This window comes from Peribacillus sp. YIM B13481, assembly GCF_042787985.1.
Taxonomy (GTDB): domain Bacteria; phylum Bacillota; class Bacilli; order Bacillales; family DSM-1321; genus Peribacillus; species Peribacillus simplex_A.
In genome coordinates, this window is the sequence record NZ_JBHZPE010000046.1 from 12,234 (window position 1) to 32,766 (window position 20,533).

The 20,533-nt window shown below is 41.4% G+C and carries 20 protein-coding genes and 1 riboswitch; of the genes, 9 read left to right on the plus strand and 11 right to left on the minus strand.

Features of this window, described 5'->3' with window-relative positions; genetic code table 11:
- Window positions 1–117: 117 nt before the first annotated feature.
- The 5 genes from ACFX4X_RS20285 to ACFX4X_RS20305 all read right to left on the minus strand — a co-directional run bounded on the left by ACFX4X_RS20285 (window position 118) and on the right by ACFX4X_RS20305 (window position 4,367).
- Window positions 118–279, minus strand: a complete 162-nt coding sequence (locus ACFX4X_RS20285; RefSeq protein ID WP_377385841.1) for a hypothetical protein — start codon at window positions 277–279, stop codon at window positions 118–120.
- A 385-nt stretch (window positions 280–664) separates the two neighbouring features.
- On the minus strand, window positions 665–2,155 hold the full coding sequence (gene glpK / locus ACFX4X_RS20290) for a glycerol kinase GlpK (RefSeq protein ID WP_089361793.1): 1,491 nt from the start codon (window positions 2,153–2,155) through the stop codon (window positions 665–667).
- Window positions 2,156–2,179: 24 nt separating this feature from the next.
- Window positions 2,180–3,004, minus strand: a complete 825-nt coding sequence (locus ACFX4X_RS20295; RefSeq protein ID WP_377385844.1) for an MIP/aquaporin family protein — start codon at window positions 3,002–3,004, stop codon at window positions 2,180–2,182.
- Window positions 3,005–3,241: 237 nt separating this feature from the next.
- On the minus strand, window positions 3,242–3,784 hold the full coding sequence (locus tag ACFX4X_RS20300; protein ID WP_377385846.1) for a glycerol-3-phosphate responsive antiterminator: 543 nt from the start codon (window positions 3,782–3,784) through the stop codon (window positions 3,242–3,244).
- Window positions 3,785–3,938: 154 nt separating this feature from the next.
- Complete coding sequence (locus ACFX4X_RS20305; protein WP_284469389.1) at window positions 3,939–4,367, minus strand: hypothetical protein; 429 nt, start codon at window positions 4,365–4,367, stop codon at window positions 3,939–3,941.
- A gap of 175 nt (window positions 4,368–4,542) precedes the next feature.
- A riboswitch (SAM riboswitch) is annotated at window positions 4,543–4,644 on the plus strand.
- 309 nt (window positions 4,645–4,953) lie between these two features.
- On the opposite strand from ACFX4X_RS20305, the gene ACFX4X_RS20310 reads away from it, so the two are divergent.
- The 3 genes from ACFX4X_RS20310 (at window position 4,954) to ACFX4X_RS20320 (ending at window position 7,902) form a co-directional block, all read left to right on the plus strand.
- Window positions 4,954–6,057, plus strand: coding sequence for a 5-methyltetrahydropteroyltriglutamate--homocysteine S-methyltransferase (locus tag ACFX4X_RS20310; protein ID WP_377385849.1), 1,104 nt, complete (start codon window positions 4,954–4,956; stop codon window positions 6,055–6,057).
- A gap of 211 nt (window positions 6,058–6,268) precedes the next feature.
- Window positions 6,269–6,571: an ArsR/SmtB family transcription factor gene (locus ACFX4X_RS20315; RefSeq protein ID WP_061466270.1), complete on the plus strand. Its 303-nt coding sequence runs from the start codon at window positions 6,269–6,271 to the stop codon at window positions 6,569–6,571.
- Between the two features lie 155 nt (window positions 6,572–6,726).
- Window positions 6,727–7,902 carry an MFS transporter gene (locus tag ACFX4X_RS20320; RefSeq protein WP_377385852.1) on the plus strand — a complete coding sequence of 392 codons (1,176 nt, stop codon included), beginning with the start codon at window positions 6,727–6,729 and terminating at the stop codon, window positions 7,900–7,902.
- A gap of 103 nt (window positions 7,903–8,005) precedes the next feature.
- Here ACFX4X_RS20320 and ACFX4X_RS20325 read toward each other — a convergent pair whose 3' ends face one another.
- Together ACFX4X_RS20325 and ACFX4X_RS20330 are read right to left on the minus strand one after the other, a co-directional pair.
- Complete coding sequence (locus ACFX4X_RS20325; protein WP_061465365.1) at window positions 8,006–8,530, minus strand: hypothetical protein; 525 nt, start codon at window positions 8,528–8,530, stop codon at window positions 8,006–8,008.
- Window positions 8,531–8,842: 312 nt separating this feature from the next.
- Complete coding sequence (locus ACFX4X_RS20330) at window positions 8,843–10,327, minus strand: amino acid permease (RefSeq protein ID WP_089361799.1); 1,485 nt, start codon at window positions 10,325–10,327, stop codon at window positions 8,843–8,845.
- A 469-nt stretch (window positions 10,328–10,796) separates the two neighbouring features.
- Here ACFX4X_RS20330 and ACFX4X_RS20335 point away from each other — a divergent pair, with 469 nt between their 5' ends.
- Together ACFX4X_RS20335 and ACFX4X_RS20340 are read left to right on the plus strand one after the other, a co-directional pair.
- Window positions 10,797–12,422, plus strand: coding sequence for a M4 family metallopeptidase (locus ACFX4X_RS20335; RefSeq protein WP_377385856.1), 1,626 nt, complete (start codon window positions 10,797–10,799; stop codon window positions 12,420–12,422).
- A 273-nt stretch (window positions 12,423–12,695) separates the two neighbouring features.
- Complete coding sequence (locus ACFX4X_RS20340) at window positions 12,696–13,097, plus strand: SET domain-containing protein (RefSeq protein ID WP_056523115.1); 402 nt, start codon at window positions 12,696–12,698, stop codon at window positions 13,095–13,097.
- Window positions 13,098–13,365: 268 nt separating this feature from the next.
- Here ACFX4X_RS20340 and ACFX4X_RS20345 read toward each other — a convergent pair whose 3' ends face one another.
- Together ACFX4X_RS20345 and nagZ are read right to left on the minus strand one after the other, a co-directional pair.
- Window positions 13,366–13,554 (minus strand): hypothetical protein, encoded by a 189-nt coding sequence (locus ACFX4X_RS20345; RefSeq protein WP_284469387.1) that lies wholly within the window; start codon window positions 13,552–13,554, stop codon window positions 13,366–13,368.
- An 89-nt stretch (window positions 13,555–13,643) separates the two neighbouring features.
- Window positions 13,644–14,888: a beta-N-acetylhexosaminidase gene (gene nagZ, locus ACFX4X_RS20350; protein WP_377385860.1), complete on the minus strand. Its 1,245-nt coding sequence runs from the start codon at window positions 14,886–14,888 to the stop codon at window positions 13,644–13,646.
- A 271-nt stretch (window positions 14,889–15,159) separates the two neighbouring features.
- Here nagZ and ACFX4X_RS20355 point away from each other — a divergent pair, with 271 nt between their 5' ends.
- On the plus strand, window positions 15,160–15,513 hold the full coding sequence (locus ACFX4X_RS20355; protein WP_284469385.1) for a hypothetical protein: 354 nt from the start codon (window positions 15,160–15,162) through the stop codon (window positions 15,511–15,513).
- Window positions 15,514–15,601: 88 nt separating this feature from the next.
- Here the strand turns inward: ACFX4X_RS20355 and ACFX4X_RS20360 are convergent, their stop codons facing one another.
- Window positions 15,602–16,384 (minus strand): TrmB family transcriptional regulator, encoded by a 783-nt coding sequence (locus ACFX4X_RS20360; RefSeq protein WP_284469384.1) that lies wholly within the window; start codon window positions 16,382–16,384, stop codon window positions 15,602–15,604.
- Between the two features lie 226 nt (window positions 16,385–16,610).
- Between ACFX4X_RS20360 and ACFX4X_RS20365 the strand changes: the two genes are divergently transcribed.
- Window positions 16,611–17,381 carry a sulfite exporter TauE/SafE family protein gene (locus ACFX4X_RS20365; protein ID WP_284469383.1) on the plus strand — a complete coding sequence of 257 codons (771 nt, stop codon included), beginning with the start codon at window positions 16,611–16,613 and terminating at the stop codon, window positions 17,379–17,381.
- Window positions 17,382–17,503: 122 nt separating this feature from the next.
- On the plus strand, window positions 17,504–18,442 hold the full coding sequence (locus ACFX4X_RS20370) for an oxidoreductase (protein WP_377385865.1): 939 nt from the start codon (window positions 17,504–17,506) through the stop codon (window positions 18,440–18,442).
- 469 nt (window positions 18,443–18,911) lie between these two features.
- On the opposite strand, the gene ACFX4X_RS20375 is transcribed toward ACFX4X_RS20370, so the two are convergent.
- Window positions 18,912–19,352 carry a peptidylprolyl isomerase gene (locus ACFX4X_RS20375; RefSeq protein WP_089361807.1) on the minus strand — a complete coding sequence of 147 codons (441 nt, stop codon included), beginning with the start codon at window positions 19,350–19,352 and terminating at the stop codon, window positions 18,912–18,914.
- Between the two features lie 161 nt (window positions 19,353–19,513).
- On the opposite strand from ACFX4X_RS20375, the gene ACFX4X_RS20380 reads away from it, so the two are divergent.
- Window positions 19,514–20,506 (plus strand): NADPH:quinone oxidoreductase family protein, encoded by a 993-nt coding sequence (locus ACFX4X_RS20380; protein WP_377385868.1) that lies wholly within the window; start codon window positions 19,514–19,516, stop codon window positions 20,504–20,506.
- Window positions 20,507–20,533 lie beyond the last annotated feature (27 nt).

Genomic DNA, 20,533 nt, shown 5'->3' on the forward strand with positions numbered 1-20,533 from the left:
TGAATTCGCACTGTTTACTCGTGAATTCGTGCTGTTTACTCGTGATCTGCACGTTTACTCGTGAGTTCGCGCTGTTTACTCGTGAATTCGCACTGTTTACTCGTGAATTCGTGCTGTTTACTCGTGATCTGCACGTTTACTCGTGAGTTCGCGCTGTTTACTCGTGAGTTCTGCACGTTTACTCGTGAATTCTGCACGTTTACTCGTGAATTCGCGCTGTTTACTCGTGAATTCGCACTGTTTACTCGTGAATTCGCGCTGTTTACTCGTGATCTGCACGTTTACTCGTGAGTTCGCACTGTTTACTCGTGAGTTCGCACTGTTTACTCGTGAGTTCGCACTGTTTACTCGTGATCTGCACGTTTACTCGTGAATTCGCGCTGTTTACTCGTGAATTCGCACTGTTTACTCGTGAGTTCGCGCTGTTTACTCGTGAGTTCGCACTGTTTACCCTTATATTCAATTGGTTCATTTGTTCTCATAGTGTCCATATAGATATTAATATCCCTAATCTGCCTTTAAAAACAAAAAAGAGAGACCATAAATGCACATTATCGAATTCACGATAACGCATTCATGGTCTCTCCTGTTCTCCGGCCGAGTTATTAACTTGATTTTAGTATATCATACTCTAGCTTATATTAGAAAGAATTCGCTTTGTTTTTTATTTAAAAGCCATTGCTGCATGTACAGCTTTTTTCCAGCCTTCATATAATTTATCTCTATCTTGCACTTCCATGGATGGTTTAAAGGTTTTGTCCACCGCCCATTGCTGAGATATTTCTTCTTGATCCTTCCAATACCCGACAGCAAGGCCCGCCAAATACGCCGCCCCGAGTGCCGTAGTTTCGTTTATTGTCGGCCTTTCGACTGGCACCTGTAATAAATCGCTTTGGAACTGCATTAAAAAGTCATTTTTGACTGCCCCGCCATCCACTCTCAATGTCTGCAGCTCGATTCCCGAATCCGCCTCCATTGCATCAAGGACATCCTTCGTTTGATACGCCAGTGATTCAAGTGTGGCACGAATGAAATGTTCTTTTGATGTCCCGCGCGTCAAACCAAAAATGGCTCCCCGTACTTCACTGTCCCAATATGGAGTCCCAAGGCCTACAAAAGCCGGTACTACATATACTCCATCTGTACTTTCCACCCGCTTTGCATAAGCTTCGCTGTCCTTGGCATCATTAAGCATCCGCAGACCATCACGCAGCCATTGGATTGCGGAGCCAGCTACGAATATACTGCCTTCCAATGCATATTCAACCTTCCCATTCAATCCCCAAGCAAGTGTCGTCAATAGTCCGTGTTCGGAACTGACAGCCTTGGCTCCCGTATTCATAAGCATGAAACAACCTGTTCCATACGTATTTTTTGCCATTCCTTCATTAAAACAAGCTTGGCCAAATAATGCCGCCTGTTGGTCACCGGCTGCTCCTGCGATTGGAATCGACTGGCCGAAGAAATGATATTCAATCGTATGGGCATACACTTCGGAAGAAGGTCTAACCTCTGGCAGCATCGACTTCGGCACAGTCAATATCTCCAGCAGTTCTTCGTCCCATTTCAGTTCATGGATATTATACATCAATGTCCGGGATGCATTGGAATAGTCCGTTACGTGAGCTTTGCCTCCTGAAAGCTTCCAGATCAGCCAAGTATCGATGGTACCGAATAACAGCTTGCCTTCATCTGCCCTTTGTCGTGCCCCTTCCACATTATCGAGGATCCATTTCACTTTCGTTCCGGAAAAATAAGCATCTATCAACAATCCCGTTTTATCCCGGAATAGATCATTAAGTCCCTTCTCCTTCAAATCATCACAGATTTCACTTGTTTGCCTTGACTGCCATACAATCGCATTATAAACAGGGGTACCTGTTTCCTTATCCCAAACGACTGCCGTTTCACGCTGATTGGTTATTCCGATACCGGCAATTTGCTCTGGCTTTACACCTGATTCCGATAGTACACCAGCAATTACCGCTAAAATTGATCCCCAAATCTCATTGGCGTTATGCTCGACCCAGCCTGGTTTAGGGAAATGCTGCGTGAATTCCTTTTGAGAGGAATGGACGATTTCCCCCTTTTCGTTAAATAAAATCGCCCGCGAACTCGTTGTTCCTTGATCCAATGATAAGATATATTTTTCCATACTGTGTTTCCCCCCTTTTTTAATTTAACTAGCCATGTTGCTAATTTCTAACTCACTTGATTGCTTTTTGCCAAAAGTATATGCTAACACCAATATTATCAGACTTGCTCCTAAAACAGCCCAAAAGGCTGTCGTCAATTCACCTAAAAAGACCGCTTTATAGAAGACAGCTCCAAGTGCTCCACCGACAATCGGACCAACAACCGGAATCCAAGCATATCCCCAATTTGATTTTCCCTTACCCGGTATTGGCAGCAGGAAGTGAGCAATACGAGGTCCAAGGTCACGGGCAGGGTTTATGGCATAGCCTGTCGTTCCTCCTAGCGACATCCCGATGACAACAATCAATAAACCGACAGCAAATGGGTTCAGACCTTCTGTAAACTCGCCGGCTCCAATAAACAATAAGCCAAGAACAAGGATGAACGTACCAATCATTTCACTTAATAGATTTGAAAAAGTATGTGGGATAGCCGGTGAGGTTGAAAACACACCAAGCTTTGTACCTGGATCCTCCGTAGCTTTCCAGTGTGGTAAATAATGCAGGAATACAAGAGTCGCACCTATAATTGCCCCTATCATTTGGGCCATGATGTACCCTGGCACATCAGCCCAAGGAAAATCTCCATTGATAGCTAATGCTACTGTAACAGCCGGGTTTAAATGTGCCCCGCTTATGGACCCCACTGCAAAAACACCCATTGTAACAGCCAATCCCCACGCAATCGTGATAACGATCCAGCCGGCATCTTTTGCATAAGAACCCTTTAAGGATGAACCAGCCCCAATACCTGCTCCGAATAAAACTAAAATCATCGTGCCTACCACTTCTCCCCAAAATGGAGTCATGAATAAAACCCCTCCCCTGATAAATTTTTAAACCATGCCAACAAATAAAAGGAGATCCACAGCAGAACTATCTTCATAAAATAAATTATGAATAGATCTGTTGTGAATCTCCTAGTCTCCGTCACATATATTAACTTATAATTTACAATATACTAGTTTGTGAAAACGCTGTCAATTATTTCACGAGGAATTATTCTATTTTTCTGTATTTTTTTTCAACTTCCTCGTTCGACCCCATTAAACGATATCCCATAATTCAGTTTTGGAAGTGGTGATTGACGACGCTCCAGCATCAAGGGCGTTCAGGACTTCATCCGAAGTACGTATGAGGCCGCCTGCAAAAATCGGTGTCTGCAATCGTTCCTTCACCTCTTTTATCATCCATGGCATGGCGCCTGGCAATACTTCGATATAGTCCGGCTTGGTTTTCTGCACCAGCTTATAACTTTTCTCCAGAGCATGTGAATCTATTAAAAAGATTCGCTGGATGGCAATGACCCCCTTTTGCTTCGCCTTCAATATAACGTTTGATTTTGTTGAAATCAGCCCATATGGATGATATTCCTGACAAATGAATTCTGTCGCGTACTCATCACTTCTTATGCCATGGATCAAATCGACATGATAAATCATTTTCTTATTATGCTGCTTTGCCATCATACTTACGTTTTTCAATTGTGATATATGCAAATCAAGAAACACACCTATTTCATAGGAACTTTCTAAAAATCTTTCGAAATCCTTCATGCTTGCTGAAGCAGGCAAAATCTTCTGGTCCATTATTCCCCCCCTTATCTCCTGGAAAACTATAAGTAATTTAGTATATTTTATAGAGCTTGATTTATCAAACACATTGTGAGGTATGGCATTTCAACCTACCCTTACACTATCATACCTGGCATCCCCTTTAAATATTGTGGCTAAAAACGATCCATCATATTGAAAGTTTCATTTTCAATGCACCTTCGACCAGCTCATACGATTTAATTGTGCCAACGGGGATTTTTCTCACGATGTTCCAAGCATTAACATTCATTTTGATCGTTCTATTTTCGAATTCAAAAAATGGCGGTTTGTTAAATATCCTTTGGTTAATGAAATTCCTGTCAATAGGCTCCATTTCCACTAATTCAAATGAAATCGTTCTTTTTTCCACGTGAACCGGTTTTAATGTAATCCGGAAAGCCACATTTTTCTTAAACATCATTTTTTTCACTTCCGTCGTTCCGGAAAGCACTATATGCTTTGGTGTAATCTCGACTTTAATAACCTGATCATATGATTTCATTCTTAAGATTTTCTCTATCATGGCTTCAGTTACCGTTATCGGTATGCCATTTTTGAATGGACTGAATGTACTCATCCTTGCATTCCCCTCCTGCCGCTCATATGAAACGTCGGTTATAGCATATGCCGGGTTCCCTGATGTAGTTAACATTTCAACCCATATTAATAATCGGTATATTCGAAATCTTCCACCTTCATTACTTGACCTTTATAAAAACTACCTGTATAGTCTTAATTAATTTAATAGACAACTCTTATCCAGAGAGGTGGAGGGACTGGCCCTTTGATGCCTCAGCAACAGACTGATCATGTACTGTGCTAATTCCAGAAGTGTAGAAACTTGAAGATAAGAAGAGTATATAGCTTTGCTGCCAACACCTCTTCTTATTTTTAAGAAGAGGTGTTTTATTTTTAGGCTCTTTTCGTAAAGATTGTTGTTTTTAAAACGAAACTATTTAAGGTTGATTGGAGCGGAAGTGCGAGACTCCTGCGGGAGCAGCGGGACAGGTGAGACCCCACAGGCGTTTACGCCGAGGAGGCTCACCGCCCGCCCCGCGGAAAGCGAGCATCTGGAGGGGAAATCAACCACAACTCACTACCTGATAAATAGCAACAAAGTATGTGAAAACAGCCTATTTTTAAAAGGAAAGAAGGAATGCAACATGTCAATCACATTAACGAAGGCACCATTCAGGGCCGATCACGTCGGAAGTTTATTAAGACCAGAACGTTTACATATTGCCAGGAAGCAATTTAAGGAAGGTACCATTTCAGCAGAGCGGCTTCGTGAAGTTGAAACCGAAGAAATCAATCGGATTGTCGAAAAACAAATTGAAGTTGGATTGGAGGCCGTGACGGATGGTGAGTTCAGACGAACATGGTGGCACTTTGACTTCCTCGAACATTTAAATGGCATCGAGGGATATGTGACTGAAAAAGGTCTCACATTCGATGGTGTCGAAACAGAGAGATATAACGTCCGCAATACCGGGAAGGTTTCATTCAATCCCGAACATCCCTTCATTCGTGATTTCATTGAATTGAACAAAATCGTGAACGGACGCGCCGTTGCCAAGCAAACCATTCCCAGTCCGAATCAATTATTTGCTGTAGGCATTCATAATGAAGACATCTACCCTGATATTGAAGACTATGCTAATGATATCATCAAAGCGTATCAGCATGCTTTGAAGGCTTTTTATGAAGCAGGTGTACGTTATCTTCAATTGGATGATGTATATATAGCCAGACTTTCAGCTCCAGATTTCCAGTTCAAAGATGGAAAATATACGAGGGAACAGTTAATCGATCTTGCACTTCGCGTAATTAATGGCGCATTGGAAGGCAAACCAGAAGACCTTATCGTCACTACACACCTATGTCGTGGGAACTACCAGTCGACTTGGGCGTTTGAAGGAAGCTATGCCCGTATCGCCCCAACTTTATTGGCAAAAGAAACAGTGGATGGATTTTTCTTGGAATATGATGATCAACGCTCAGGAGATTTCAAGCCATTGGAATACATTCCAAATGGCGGTGCACGGGTCGTACTGGGTGTCGTCACTTCAAAAAATGGAGAAATCGAAGACAAGGAAGCTGTTAAGGCACGCATTGAAGAAGCCTCGCACTTCGTTCCTCTCGAACAATTATGCTTAAGTCCGCAATGCGGATTCGCCTCCACCCATCACGGCAACAAGCTGACCGAAGAACAGCAATGGGAAAAGCTGAAATTCGTCGTTGATGTAGCAAAAGAAGTATGGAAATGATTTTTTAGCGGAGACTTTAATTCTGATTTACAGGATTTGAACAACCTAATCGGCCCGCACTGATAAGGGAGCCGATTAGGTTCTTGCAATAATACATTTCCATTCCTTTAATGACTCTTTAGATAACGGTATCAAGTTTTGCTATTTATGAAACTAACGATGAATGATAAAACCATTTGACATATCGATAATTCTCGATATAATGAAATGTATGAAAACAATCGAGATATTTAAAGCATTATCCAATGAATCCAGGTTGCAAATCTTACAATGGCTCAAGGCGCCTGAACTCCACTTCACCCCTCATGAGGGAATAGACATGAAGGAAACCGGCGTTTGCGTAAGTCAGATTACTGAAAAATTAAACATGACCCAGTCCACGGCCTCTCAATACCTCTCGATGCTTCTTAGAGCAGGATTGATTAAAACGGAGCGGATAGGAAAGTTTACGTATTACAAACGAGATGAAGAGGCAATCTCAAAAATTACTGATTTCTTGAAAGAAGAAGTATGAAAATGAACCTGATCCGTACATTAGAGGGTTGGGTTCATTTTTCTCTCTAACATTTCGATATTTCGCGATATGTTTATTTTTTATTCATACATATTAACATATTGAGATATGTCTTTATATAAAATTAATAATCATTAATGAGGAGTGAATCTATTTTGCTTAATACATGGAAAATTTACATGTTAGCGATTATCAGTTTTTTAGTAGGAACATCCGAATTCATCATATCCGGAATTTTGGATAAGATTGCGGATTCTCTTGGAGTGACCCTTGCTGCCGCAGGACAGCTCATTACAATTTTCTCCCTTGTCTACGCAATCGGTACACCCATTCTCATGGCTTTGACAGCAAGTTTAGACAGACGAAGATTAATGTTGTATTCCCTTGGACTATTCGTAGTGGCCAATCTGCTTGCCTTTCTATTACCAGGCTTTGGACCTTTTCTATTTGCACGCATAATCATGGCACTTGGTGCAGGATTGGTTGTAGTCACCGCTCTGAATATTGCCGCTCAGCTTGCTCCGCCAAATAAACAAGCAAGTTCTATTGCGACAGTTGTCATGGGGTTTACAGCTTCCCTTATCATTGGCGTACCTCTCGGAAGAATCATGACAGATGCATTCGGGTGGAAATCCGTCTTTGGCGGAATCGCCCTATTCGGCCTGATTGCCATGATCGTTTTATTCTTTACCATTCCTCCTACCAAAGGGGATAAACCAGTACCACTTCTCCAGCAGCTGGCCCTTCTTAAAAAAAGGAAAGTTGCCCTTGGATTATCGATAACCTTCTTCTGGCTTGGCGGATACTCGATAGCTTATACCTATCTATCCCCTTACTTGCTATCCGTATCAGGGATAAGTGACTCTCTACTTAGCACGGCCTTGCTTATATTCGGTATCGCAAGCTTGATCGGATCAAAGTTTGGCGGTTATAGTACGGATCGATGGGGTGTATCATTTACACTAATTGGCGGTATGGCGCTGCATATTATGATGATCATCATGTTATCCATCGTTACGAATTCATTGATTGGCGTTTTGATAATCCTTACATTATGGTCGTTCGCAGCATGGTCATCAGGGCCGACACAGCAATATCATTTAGCGACCCTTGAACCTGAATCATCAGGAGTCATGCTCGGTCTGAATCAGTCGATGATGCAATTGGCCATGGCGGCAGGTGCTGGAATTGGCGGTGTTGCTGTAGAACAAGTATCCCTTGCTTCCATAACCTGGATCGGCGCAACAGGGGTTGCCATTGCCATGGTCATAGTTCTGGTCCTTTCAAGTTCATCGTCAAGCAGTAAAATAGCACAATCCATAAAATCCTAGACCGTTATATAAACATTCATCATAAGGCTAGATTTTAGCCTTATGATAAATCCTAAAGCTGAAAGCAAACAAAAAAGGAACGGTCAACTAGCACGTCCCCTTTTTACTTGCAGCTATCATCATCATCCATTTTCTTCACAAATATATCATCCGTCACCCTATCTTCCAGCTTGTTCCTCAAGGCCAATTCCGCAGCCTTCCCATCACTAGGCGACCCGTCCGCGAAATACATCGGAAACAAGGAGAAAAACATAATATAGAAGGAAAAATAGATGAATTGATACCAGATCACCGAGCTGTCCAGGATATTCTGATACACTAAGCTATATATGATCAGCATGCTGACTAAATTAAAGATAGCCCCCCCTAAATATATCAGCGTATTCGTCAATCGATTATCATGTTTTAATCCCTTGAACTCGCAGGTCCCATTCCAAAAATAATATTTCCTCACCTCTATGTTCCGAAAGGCGAAAAGTTTATTACCACAACCGATCAAGATCTTCTTTTCTGATCCCCCAAAGATCGTAACAAAGAAAATATGCCCGCTCAAATGTATCAGCGTAACGATTGGCATGATCAAAAAAAAGGAAAATAGAAATTTAATGATATCAGAGAGACCAAACATGTTTAAGCAACCCTCCTTACCAGGATGCTACTCTGATACCCTGCCCACATTAGTTATAACTAGTAAATTTTCACAGCAGGTATGTGTGGATTTCCATAATGATAAGAGAACAATTTCTTCATCCACCAACTTAAATTTGACTGTTTCCAATTCGACCGGACTCCTACTTAATTCGTCCTATCCCGTTTAATTCGTCCTATCTCCACTTTATTCGTCCTAACTCCTTTTTTTTCGGCCTTTAATATGAGCCTATTGATAAACAAATAAAAGCCGGACAATTTAATTGTCCGGCTGATTTTACTTTACGCTTGTTCATTCATATTTTTTGTCAAAGTCAAATTCAACTTCATCAAGTTTAACGAATTTAGTTTTTCTTACCAGTTTATAGCCAAGCCAAAGGCCAAGGAAAAGCGGGATTCCCAGGTAGGCAGCTATAACACTGCCCCAATCGATCTGGTCTGAGAAAAAGGCTTGGATATTTTGGGACAGGATGACGATCATGCCAATTAAAATGGCGAAGATCGGTCCAATCGGGAACCATAATGCCTTATATGGAAGCTTCTCCAAAGAATTGCCTTGAGCGATGAATGCTTTGCGGAAACGGTAATGGCTGATGGAAATGCCGAGCCAAAAGATAAATCCTGTTATTCCAATCGCATTCATTAACCAAATATACACTTTACCATCACCGAATACGGAAGCTAAAAAGGCTAGCATTCCGATGGAGCACGTCAAAATCATTCCTGCAACCGGTACGCCGCGTTTATTAAGTTTTGCAAAAATGCGCGGTGCTTGTCCATCTTTTGCCATTGAATATAACATACGCGTAGATGCATATAGACTAGAGTTACCTGCTGATAATACAGCTGTTAAAATGACGGCATTCATAAGCGAAGCTGCAAAGGCCACACCAGCCTTTTCAAATATGAGCGTGAACGGGCTTACCATGACGTTATCCCCTTGTAAACTTGAATTCGTATAAGGGATAAGCAGTCCTATCACAAAGATTGCCAATACGTAAAAGAGCAGGATTCTCCAGAAGACACTTTTAATGGCCTTTGGTATATTCCGTGCAGGATCTTCACTTTCACCGGCAGCCACGCCGACAATTTCGGTACCCTGAAAAGAAAAGCCAGCCGCTATGAATACGATGAAGACACCCATGAATCCACCCGGGAAAGGAGCGTCGTCGACTGTGAAGTTTTTAAAACCTACTGCTTCTCCACCCATGATGCCGACAATCATTAGTATTCCAACGATTATAAAAATAACGATGGCCGTTACTTTTATGAAGGAAAACCAGTATTCCCCTTCACCGTATCCTTTAACGGATAAGTAGTTTAATAGGAAAATGAGCACCAAGAATGATGAACTCCACAACAACGATGGACTATTCGGAAACCAAAATTTCATGATCATTGTTGAGGCTGACAACTCAGCCGCTATGGTCATCGACCAATTGAACCAGTACGTCCATCCCAAGGCAAACCCAAATGCCGGATCGACGAATTTCGTTCCATAGGTACTGAATGAACCGCTTGTCGGCATAAAGGCGGCCAGTTCCCCTAAGCTGGTCATCACGAAGTACACCATTGCCCCAACTAAGGCATAAGCAAGTAATGCGCCGCCTGGTCCAGCTGTATGGATAGCTGCCCCGCTGCTAAGAAACAGTCCGGTGCCAATAGCCCCTCCAATGGAAATCATCGTTAAATGACGAGATTTTAAACCGCGCTTTAATTCCTGTTCTTCCTGCTTTGGAGGATGCTGTAAGATGTCGTTTTCTTGTTTTGGTATCATAAATTTTCATCCCTTTCTATATAAGCGCTTTCATTTATGGGGAAATCCATTTAATAAATTTTCCTATTTCATCGACCTTCAAATAGAGCTAATTTACAATCGAATATTCCTTTTCTGATATATATGCAAGTTCTATGCCAGAATTAAAAAACCGCAATATTCAACAAATTATCAAAAAAAACGACTTAAATAGACAAAATATTTTGCACTTTACGCCACGGTTTTTTGCACTTTATGCCACGGTTTTTTGCACTTATAAAAAAGCAGGATTTTTAACGGGGAAAATATTAAGATCCTTTTACATAATTGAAATATTACTGTAAGAATATTCAGAAATAACAAATCTACCAAAAACCATTTTTCTCCATTTTATACCTTTAAATGTCATATTTTTCGCGAGTTTTCTCCATTTGATAATAATATGAAATGATGCAAAAATGAGGTATTCTCATGAGGGAGTTGAGTGTTTATGAAAGGTAAGGTATTTTTAGGAACTGCACTATCCATCGGTCTATTATTTTCTGCTATTCCCCATCAAGAAGCTTTAGCGGCAAAAAATGTGTTAAGTGTTGAAAAGTACAATAAGCATAGGGATTCGCTAGAATACAAGTCTGGGAAGCTTACGGAACCCTCAAAGCAAACGGCAGAAGATATCATTCTTACCTTTTTTGATGAGAACAAAAAGTCTTACAAGCTAGAAAAGCAAAAGGCGAAGGACTCCTTCACGATCGAGAAAGAAAGCAAGGACGAACTGGGCAATACCGTCCTTAAATTGCAACAAACCTATAAAGGCGTACCAGTATGGAATTCCACACAAGCCGTATTGATTGACGCTAAAGGTGTATTGACCGTCGTGTCCGGTACGGTTGAAGCCAATCTAAACACGAAATTAGGGAAAAAGGCTAAAAAAGGCATCAGTAAATCAGAAGCTATCAAAATAGCGGAAGCAGATCTTGGGTTCACTCCTGCCTACGAACAATCACCTGAATCTGAGCTATATGTATACGCAAATGAAGGCAAGGCCGATTATGTATATAAAGTCAATTTGAAATTCTTAAGTCCGGAACCAGGAAATCATAATTATTTCATTTCAGTCAAAACGGGTAAAATCCTGAATAAATATAATACATTGGATGAAGTGACGGGGACCAACTCCGTCGGAACGGGCACTGGCGTCTTAAACAACACCGTATCGTTGAACACTACCTTATCCAACGGTCAATACTATTTACAAGACAATACACGCGGCAAAGGCATCTACACGTATAACGCCAATAACCGTTCAAGATTGCCTGGTACACTCTTTTCGAACACGACAAATGCTTTTACTACTTCTACCGATAAAGCTGCGGTGGATGCCCATTTTTATGCAGGTAACACCTATGATTATTACAAATCCACATTTGGACGGAATTCTTATGATGGAAATGGAACCATCCTGAAATCAACCGTCCATTATGGCTCAAGATACAATAATGCTTTTTGGGATGGCACCCAAATGGTTTACGGTGATGGAGATGGCACGACGTTCATCCCATTGTCCGGCGGGCTCGATGTCGTTGCGCATGAATTGACGCATGCCGTCACTTCCTCGGAATCGAACCTTACCTATCAATATGAATCCGGTGCTTTGAATGAAGCGATATCTGATATTTTTGGCACTGTCGTAGAATTTAAGAATCAAAGTGCCAAAGCGGATTATTTGATCGGAGAAGATATTTACACACCTAACATTTCCGGTGATGCACTTCGCTCGATGGCTAATCCAACATTGAATGGGGATCCTGACCATTATTCGAACCGTTATACAGGAACGGGTGATAATGGCGGAGTCCACACGAACAGCGGAATCATTAATAAGGCAGCTTATTTAATCTCTGCAGGCGGAACTCACCATGGCGTGAGTGTATCCGGAATCGGCATCGATAAACTAGGAACCATCTTTTATCGGGCAAACACAACATATTTAACTTCGTCGTCTACTTTTTCACAAGCCAGAGCGGCCGTCATACAAGCGGCCTCTGATTTATACGGTTCTAGCAGTGCAGAAGTCACAGCTGTCAAAAATGCCTTTACAGCTGTCGGTGTGATTTAAGGGATTTACCTATATGACCGACACCTCCCTAGCTTCACTTCTAGCGGAGGTGTTTTTTGTATGTATATATATTTTCCGGCCGAATGATCACTTTTTTCGGCCTTCATGTGAATTATTCCGTCACACGGAACCTATGATAAAAGGTAGGGCCTCAATAGATTCCCAAAATGAGTGTGAAAATGATTATTTCCGTAAAATAGTTGCTTTTCTCCTTATTAACTGTCAAGCTTAGATGATCTGGACTATATTGAATAGAACAAGTAGGTGACGAACATGATTGAAGTTAAAACTTCCACACTCAGTGATGGTGAGTTCAATAGAGGCGTATTCGCAACACAAGACATTAAAAAAGGTGAGCTTTTGCATGAAGCACCTGTCATTGCTTACCCAAACGAGGAGCATGTTTTCATAGAGAAAACATTGCTTGCTGATTATGCATTTGAATATGGAATTAACCATACTGCCATGCTTTTAGGTTATGGCATGCTGTTTAATCACTCTTATACACCAAATGCTACGTACGACATCAACTTTAAGAATCATACGTTTGATTTCTTTGCTTACACTGACATAAAGGCAGGAGAAGAAATCCTGATTAATTATAATGGTGAAGTCGATAATGAGGATCCGCTTTGGTTCAATAAAGAAGATAATGGTGAAGATGAAGCTGAATGATCATTGATCATTCATGAAAGCACTTGTACTTTTGACAGGCCTGTCCAAGGTCTTCGGAAGAAACGAGTGCTTTTCATTTTCCTTTCACCGGGTTCTAATTAATGGAGGTCTTCTTTGAAGTCAGGTAACACGCCATTAACCCGTTATTTTTTTTAACCAGTCGGATCGGGGGAAGAATGGAAAAGTGAAGATGTTTGATCAAAAAGGGAGCAATGAAAAAAAGCCCCATCAAATTGTATGATTGAGCAACCTGATGGGGTTTTTCATCTTAATGAGCGGATGGGTCACTTGATTTTGATTTAGTTAATGATTGGAGTTGGCTCTTAACCTTATCAATGGTTTCTGGTGTGGCTAGCGATTTTATTTGATTCATGGTTTTTTCACGAGTTTTCTTATTGCGCATTAAAAATGCTGCAGCTCCTATCAGGACGGTTCCAATCATTTTGTTTGATGGCATGTGAATTTCCTCCTTCAAGTTAGTTATAGTTAGTATTCCCTCTATCAACTGATTTAAACTAAAGCATCCTGTTGTGTGCGGTTTCCCTTTTACTTATCCAAATTCAGACTTTCAATATACTTTATGCTTTCAGGGCTTTTCACCACTTTTTCAGCTTGATCCGGGTCTGCCTTCGTTTGCTTCATAGTGTAGAATTTATATGTCAACACTCTTTTCACTGACTCGTTAATTCTATCTATTGGAACTTCTCCTGCTTTTACAGCTTCGAGTAATCCGTTATATACCTCAAGTTCATGGGAGTATTCATGACAGACAAGTAATAAATCAGCTCCTGCAAGGATTGCTTGCTTCCCCATCTCTTCATAAGAGAAATACTTGTTCACAGCTCCCATTTCCAAATCGTCCGTGACCACAAGCCCTTCATACTTAAGTTTCCCCCGAAGCAGGTCTTCTATGATGACTTTAGAAAGGCTTGCAGGTTTTTCTTTATCATAGGCTGGATATTTAATATGGGTCACCATCACGAAAAACTTTTGGTTATCCATTTCACTTATGATTTGCTTGAAAGGATAAATATCCGAGTTTTCTAGATCAAGTTGGTTTGTTTCCACTGACGATGTTTCGACATGCGGATCGATTTCGCTGCGTCCGTTTCCTGGAAAGTGCTTCAATGCACCAGTTATGGATACATCATTCAAGCCTTGAATGGCTTTCTTTCCGTATTGATAGACCTTTTCCGGATCTTTTCCAAATGAACGCTCATCCGTTTTCGATAGATCAAGAACAGGGGCGAAATTTATGTTAATCCCCATTGAACCAAGTTCTTTCCCATTCAATTTTGCCACCTTGTACATGTCTTCGACAGATGCATTTTTCCCAAGGTCATTTTGCGCCGGGAGTGGCGATACCCGTTCCCTCATCCGGATTGTGTCCCCGCCTTCCTGATCGACGGCCACCATGAGAGGAAGCGGATGTAAGCTTTGATCGGCTGTTTGCTGTAGCGAATTGGATAACTTAGCCACTTGTTCAGGCGATTTCATATTGCGGTCAAAATAAATGACGCCCCCTATATGTTTTTGTTCGATAAGCTCCGTAATTTCACTGTTTTTTTCAGTTCCGTTGAAACCGACCATCATAAGCTGTCCGATTTTCTCTTCAAGCGTCATTTTTTCAAGCATTTTTTCTATTTTCTCATGGTTATCCGTGTTGGCATCGAAGTCTTTCCCTTTACCCTCTTTAGAATTCGCATCCATATTCAACTGAATGAACAACACTGTAAAAAAAGAGAGGATTGCGATAAAGGCCAGACCCAAATATATATTTTTTTTCTTCATGCTTTGCCTTTCTTTTGGGGACCTGGCATTTCAAAAGCGTTTCTTTTCTTCATTGATTCTTCCTCTTCAAATAGTACTTCATCATTCATACTGCCCGTCCTTCCTTAACTGCGTATTTATTTATCCCACACCTGACAACATGATTTCGTAGAACACTCTCTTAATCATGTTCATAAACGGACAATTCTATAGCATCATTGAGTATTTTTTGCATAAAGCATTTGCCACGTACCATACTACATACATACCCTATTTCAAAGGAGATGCCCCCATGGATGGAATCTTGAAGAATCTTGCCGAAACCTTCAGTCATGCAGTCGATTATGCAAAAGCAAAAATAACAACAATTACAGGAACAACTTCTGTTACAATAGTGGAATTGAGTGAGCACATCATCAATCAGCCTGAAACAAAACTAATAAGGAAAGACCTTTTAGGTATCCCCTTTTCTTTTTATCATTTACAAAAAGAAGATGTTACGTACTATGTGGAAATGAAAAGCTCACAAATTCTCCAGTTGGATGTTCTAGCGCATGACCATATCATTGTGTCGTACAGGTCTTATCGAGATAAATCCAACTTACCGACGGCGATTAGATTTCCTAAAACCCTTTTATCCAGATGACTCTGATTTATACTGCGATAATAAATAATAAAAAGCTGATATCCCCTTACATAAGGGGTTATCAGCTTTTTTCATATGGTTCCAACTGCTATAGCGAGAAAAAACGGTCCCTTTCCCTCGAAATCCATTTCTCAGCATCTTCTTCGTCCTTTTTAACTAAGCGGTTAACGAGGATATCATGCCAAATGTAATTTTCGAGAAAATTAATATGAATGGGATCATCTGTGTAAAACGCCGTTTCTCTCGTTTCCGAAGAAGGGCCGTAAATCGTCTCCTTGCCATCAATGGATAGGATGAACCATTTGTTCTCTCCTATATTGTCCACATAGCTGGTTTTACGATGTATATCTAAACCTGATAATGGGTGTTCAACCTGAAATACAATCCCCTTGAGAGTGCAATGTGCAGCTACCCCCTTAAGCTCTTGTTCAAGTTTCCCATACATCTTGTCCCATAAGGAAACTACCACCCTTCTCTCCGCTTTTTGAATCAAAGTACGGCAAAAGGATAGGATATGCGCTTCACCCTTAAGCGTCATTACACGATTGTCGGCCATGGGCTCGATTTTCTCGAATTGCTTTAGTGTATGGCTGATGGATTGATAGGTATTGTTCCATTTCGATTGGACGGATTCCAAAAACACATCGACTGGTAATGGTGAATATTGTATCGATTCATTGATTTCCTCTTTTAATACGACTCCTTCTTCTAGAAGTCCATTTAATATTTCATAGATACGTGCCCTGGGAATTCCAGATTCCTTGCTTACTTGATAGGCACTGGTTGGACCTTGGCGAACTAAAGAAACATAAGCCTTTGCTTCATATTGACTAAACCCGAGAGACTGTAGTTTTTGAATGATATCTTGCATAGTACCTCCTAGTGCATTAAGTAAGTTATATGCCTATCATACCAAATCTCCTACCGAAATCTATTCGATTTCAAAAGGTATGGGAACATAACTCATCATATTCTTATTTACAGAAAGACTTTAATTAGTTACTATCTAAATAGTGACTAATTAAACCACTTTGGGTTATGGCTGCCGCAAAAGCAAGCATTTCGGCCATAATGCCCTTGATACGGAGGCTTCTTGGATGGAAGATATACAAATTTCAACACTCTTGCTGCTGATGTTTTTTGGCTTTTTGGCAGCATTCATTGATTCTGTGGTCGGCGGTGGTGGCCTGATTTCCATACCCGCTTTATTATTTTCTGGACTTTCCCCAACAGCAGCGATTGCAACGAATAAGTTAGCAAGTTCCATGGGGGCTTTAACAAGTACAATTGCCTTCATTCGTTCAGGTAAGGTTGATTTTCGGTTCGTGGCCAAACTTTTCCCATTTATTTTTATAGGATCGTTACTGGGTGCCTGGGTCGTCAATTTCGTCTCACCCGAATTATTAAAACCACTGATCTTAGTTCTTTTACTAGCTATAGCCATTTATACCTTTTTAAAAAAGGACTGGGGACAAGAATCGACTTACAAGAGGCTCACATGGCAAAAGGCAGCACTATTTGCGTTCGCTATATTTGCCATTGGTTTTTATGATGGATTTTTAGGGGCTGGAACGGGATCTTTCATTTTGTTTGCCTTTTTAATGATTGGCTTTGATTTCTTGCATTCTGCAGGAAACGCAAAATTTCTAAACTTCGGAAGTAATCTGGCAGCACTGATCATGTTCATATTTCTTGATACCGTCAACTTTTCCTATGGAATACCGATGGGCATCTCCATGATAGCAGGAGCATTGGCAGGTTCTAAATTCGCCATTAAGAAGGGAGTGGCATATGTAAGAGTATTATTCATCATCGTTACCGTCATCCTGATCATGAAAAATATAATTGATTACTTAATGGGGAGCTAAATAAAAATTCCGGTTACATCAGAAAAATAGAATACAGCACCTGATTCCCTCCACAGAATGTGACATATAGGAATTATTTGGGTATATGATAGGTATAGAATGTGTGGAAAGGTGTGATTTGGATGATTGAAAAGTGGAATGGGGAAGATATGGCCGATGTATCAGGGCAAACCATTGTGATTACTGGTGCAAATAGTGGACTTGGCTTCGAAACGGCTTTTGCCCTGGCCGGTAAGGGGGCAGAGATCATTCTTGCCGTCCGGAATGCTTCAAAGGGTGAAAAGGCGGTCGATAGAATCATCTCGGTGCATCCTAAAGCAAATGTACGCGTGATGCAGCTGGATTTAGGTGATTTAAGCAGCATTCGGCATTTTGCTGATTCCTTTAACGAAAACTATGATTCACTCTCCGTCCTTATCAATAACGCAGGTGTGATGATTCCGCCATACAGCAAAACGAAGGATGGTTTCGAGCTGCAATTCGGCAGCAACCATCTCGGTCATTTTGCTTTGACAGGCCTCCTTCTTCCGCGTATCCTTTCTACACCAAAATCGCGGGTCGTCACATTGAGCAGCTTGGCCGCCATCAATGGATTCATAGACTTCGGAAATCTAAATGGTGAAAACGGTTATAAACCGATGAAATACTATGGGCAAAGCAAGCTGGCCAATCTTCTCTTTGCCCGCGAATTACAGAACAAATTCAACCAGCATGAAGCAAACCCGATTAGCGTTGCCTGTCATCCGGGCCTTGCCCATACTAATCTCATGTCACGCGGATCTGGCAAACCCATGAATAGGTTCGTCCACTTTCTTTCCAAAACCTTCACCCAGCCGGCAAATATGGGAGCACTCCCCACTCTTTATGCCGCAACGGAACCAACCTTAACAGGCGGGGAGTATATCGGACCCGATGGAAAGAAAAGCAGAAAAGGCTTTCCTAGAAAAGATACTATCATCGATACCTTGTATAATGAAGAAACTTCGAAAAGATTATGGGATATTTCGGAAACCATGTCAGGGGTCAAATATTGTTTCAGTGAAAGCATTACGCCAAAATGACTCAATATTTTAAAGGGTTCCCTCTTTTCGTATATGTGTATCTCTAACAAAAATGCTGCCCTCTAATTTACATTTAAAAAGGGCCATGAATTAGGACAGACAAGAAACAGACGGTATGGGGAAATTATAAAGGATCCACAGGTGGTTCTATTGTAAAGATGTAAAAAGGAGTGGGGAGCATGAACAAAAGTGGTAGCTGGGATCTTTGTGTTGGAACAATGGGTATGTGTCATTCTTAACCATGCTCCTGCAAAAGAAGTAAAATCGACAATCAAAGCCGGAGTTCTAGACAGCGAGAAAGGGCCCCCGAAAAGGGTTCTTTCTATATTTGCTTTGCTCTAATGAAACGATTTCTTCAAATAGGTTTACTTTCATTAGTTACTATACAAAATGGGCTTATAGTTTAAGTCTGCTGCCCTTTAAATAGCAAAAAGAAAGAGGGAGCATATGCCCCCTCTTTTCACTTCCATTATTCAGCGTCAAAAACTTCGACTTTTTCCATTTTGTCGCCATTTTTCATAGCTTTAGCCGTTTCAAGTCCAGATGTCACTTTACCGAATACTGTGTGAACACCGTTAAGATGCGGTTGTGGCGCGTGCACGATAAAGAATTGGCTTGAGCCAGTATCTTTTCCAGCGTGTGCCATCGATAGGCTGCCTGCCTCATGTTTGTGAGGGTTTCCTACTGTTTCACATTTGATTTGCTTGCCGCTTCCGCCTGCACCTGTACCTGTAGGATCTCCGCCTTGGCTTACGAAACCAGGGATTACACGGTGAAAGACTACACCATTATAAAATCCTGTGTTTGCTAAGTTTTCGAAGTTAGCCACTGTGTTCGGTGCTTCGTTCGGGAAAAGGTCGAATTCGATCTTTTCTCCATTTGTCATAAGTATGTATCCTTTTTTAGCCATGTAAAACATCTCCTTTAATATGAACTGAATCAAATCTAATAGTAACATTTTTAGAAGTAGAAAGAAAAGGAAGCGCTACTTATTTCGAATTTCATCATTATACTTTTTGACGTTTTTTCTTCTATAATGGAGTAGATTCAGTATAAAAGGGGGAACAAACCATGTTACAGCAATTTGATGCATTGGTTGTAAACAAGCAAGATGATCGATTTTCCGTTAACATTCAGCAACTATCACTTGATGATTTGCCGCAAGGGGAAGTGCTCATCCGTGTCCATTATTCCGGTGTGAACTATAAAGATAGCCTTGCCAGCATTCCGAATGGAAACATTGTCAGCAGCTATCCGATCGTTCCAGGAATTGATATGGCTGGTATAGTCGTTTCATCTGAGGATTCCCGGTTTCAGGAAGGCGACGAAGTGATTGCGACCTCCTACGGGATTGGCGTTTCACAATCCGGCGGCTACGGTCAATTTGCCCGTGTTCCAGCAGATTGGATCGTTCCACTTCCTGATGGCCTTACACTGAAAGAGGCGATGATCATCGGAACTGCAGGTTTCACTGCTGCCTTATCAGTTCTGCGCCTTGAAGAAAATAACCTCACTCCTGATCAAGGGAGCGTTCTCGTCACTGGTGCAACTGGCGGGGTCGGCAGTTTCGCTGTCTCGATCCTTGCCAAACTTGGCTATTCAGTGGAAGCAAGTACAGGAAAGGAATCGGAACATGGATACCTAAAGGAAATCGGAGCGACGACCATTGTATCCCGTGAAGAAGTATATGATGGCAAGCTTCGGGCACTTGGCAAACAGAAGTGGAGCGGGGCGGTAGATCCCGTCGGCGGTGAACCGTTAGCCTCGGTCCTTAGCCAAATCAAGTATGGCGGATCTGTGGCGGTAAGCGGATTAACAGCCGGCACAAGCCTTCCTGCCACCGTCTTTCCATTCATCTTAAGAGGTGTTAATTTACTTGGGGTCGATTCGGTCAATTGCCCGATGGATACAAGATTGCAAGTTTGGCATCGCCTTGCCACCGACTTTAAACTTGCACATTTAGAACAGCTCGTTCAACAGGAAATTACTATTAAAGAATTGCCTGACATCCTTCCTACCCTATTAAAAGGGGAAGCAAGAGGCAGAACGATCGTTAAGCTATAATCCAAAAAGTGACGAAAGCATGGCTTC